Origin of the sequence: Streptomyces sp. WELS2, from assembly GCF_013870595.1 — a bacterium.
GTDB lineage: Bacteria > Actinomycetota > Actinomycetes > Streptomycetales > Streptomycetaceae > Streptomyces.
The window spans coordinates 1-2,210 of sequence record NZ_JACBWZ010000944.1 but is presented as its reverse complement, the minus strand read 5'-3'; the positions used below and the strand labels follow the sequence as shown (position 1 = coordinate 2,210).

Below are 2,210 nucleotides of genomic sequence, written 5' to 3'. Positions count from 1 at the left end.
ACCGGTGCCGTACCCGGCCCCCGTACGGAATCCGCGTCCCCGTCGGCAGGGGCCCCGGGCACCCCGGGCGCTCCCGAGGCCGAGACCACCGTGCTCGCGGCCGCCGACGGTGACGCGCCCACGGGCAAGAAGGCCAAGAACGCCAAGAAGGGCAAGCGGCCCAAGCGGACCGGCTGGCGGCGGCTGGTGCCGACCTGGCGCATGGTGCTCGGCACCTGCTTCGTGTTCGTGCTGCTGGTCATCGGCGTGTTCTTCGTCGGCTACTCGATGGTGAACATCCCGCCGGCCAACGCGTTCGCGACCAAGCAGAGCAACGTCTACCTGTACGCCGACGGCTCCCAGCTGGCCCGCGACGGCGACGTCAACCGCGAGAACGTCTCCCTCGCGCACGTCTCCAAGGACGCCCAGCACGCCATCCTGGCCGCCGAGGACCGCGACTTCTACTCCGAGTCGGCCGTCGACCCCAAGGCGATGATCCGGGCCGCCTGGAACACCGCGACCGGCAAGGGCAAGCAGTCCGGCTCGACGATCACCCAGCAGTACGTGAAGAACTACTACCTGGCCCAGGAGCAGACGGTCACCCGCAAGGCCAAGGAGTTCTTCATCTCCATCAAGCTCGACCAGAACAAGTCCAAGGACGAGATTCTGGAGGGCTACCTCAACACCAGCTACTTCGGCCGCAACGCCTACGGCATCCAGGCCGCCTCCCAGGCCTACTACGGCCGCGACGCCGACGACCTGGACCCGGCCCGCGCCGCCTACCTCGCCGCGCTCGTCAACGCGCCGAGCGAGTACGACGTCGTCGCCCACCCGGAGAACCGGAAGGCGGCCGTCGCCCGCTGGAACTACGTCCTGGACGGCATGGTCAAGAAGGGCTGGCTGGAGCAGTCCGAGCGGGCCGGGATGAAGTTCCCCATGCCGAAGGAGCAGACGGTCTCCACGGGCATGTCCGGCCAGCGCGGCTATCTGGTGCAGGCGGTCAACCAGTACCTGATCAGCAACAACATCATCGACAGCGACCACCTCGAGGCCGGCGGCTACCGGATCCGGACCACCATCCAGAAGGACCGGCAGGACGCCTTCGTCAAGGCGGTCGACGACCGGCTGATGAGCAAGCTGGACAAGAAGAACAACAAGGCCGACACCTACGTCCGGGCCGGCGGCGCCTCCGTCGACCCCAGGACCGGCGAGGTCGTCGCGCTGTACGGCGGCATCGACTACGTGAAGCAGTACACCAACGGCGCGACCCGCGGTGACTTCCAGGTCGGCTCCACCTTCAAGCCGTTCGTGTTCACCTCCGCCGTGGAGAACGGCTCCACCACGCAGGACGGCCGCACCATCACCCCGAACACGGTCTACGACGGCACCAACCAGCGCCCGGTCCAGGGCTGGAGCGGCGGCTCCTACGCGCCCGAGAACGAGGACCAGCGCTCGTACGGCCCGATCACCGTCCGCAAGGCCACCGACCTGTCGGTGAACTCGGTGTACGCGCAGATGGCCACCGACGTCGGCCCGGCCAAGGTCAAGGAGACCGCGGTCGCCCTCGGCGTGCCCGCCGACACCCCGGACCTCTACCCGTCCCCGTCCATCGCGCTCGGCACCGCCACCGCCAGCGTCCTGGAGATGGCGGAGTCGTACGCCACGCTCGCCAACCACGGCAAGCACGGCACGTACAGCCTGGTCCAGGAGATCACCAAGGACGGCCGGGACGAGATCAAGCTGCCCGAGCGGAACGTGAAGCAGGCCGTCAGCCGGGAGGCCGCCGACACCACCACCTCCGTGCTGCGCAGCGTGGTCGAGAGCGGTACCGCCACCGCCGCGCAGGCCGCGGGCCGTCCGGCGGCCGGCAAGACCGGCACCGCCGAGCGCGACACCGCCGCCTGGTTCGCCGGCTACACCCCCGACCTGGCCACGGTGGTCTCCGTCATGGGCCAGGACCCGGTGACGGCCAAGCACCAGCCGCTGTACGGCGCGCTCGGCCAGGCCCGTATCAACGGCGGCGGCGCGCCCACCGAGATCTGGGCGCAGTACACGCGGGACGCGCTGGAGGGCAAGCCGGTCAAGGACTTCGACCTGCGGCTCCAGCAGGGCGCCGACCGGATCCAGGAGCCCCCGGCCGCCTCGGGCACGCCCGAGCCCGGCACGGACGGCGGCCAGGACACCGGCGGCACCACCACCGACGGCGGCCAGGACGCCGGCGGCCCGAGCGC

Annotated in this window: 1 protein-coding gene; it reads left to right on the top strand. The window is 70.3% G+C overall.

The window, feature by feature from the left end:
- Nucleotides 1–2,210: transglycosylase domain-containing protein (locus H5J33_RS32050; protein ID WP_258565550.1), on the top strand; the 2,210-nt coding region annotated here is incomplete at both ends.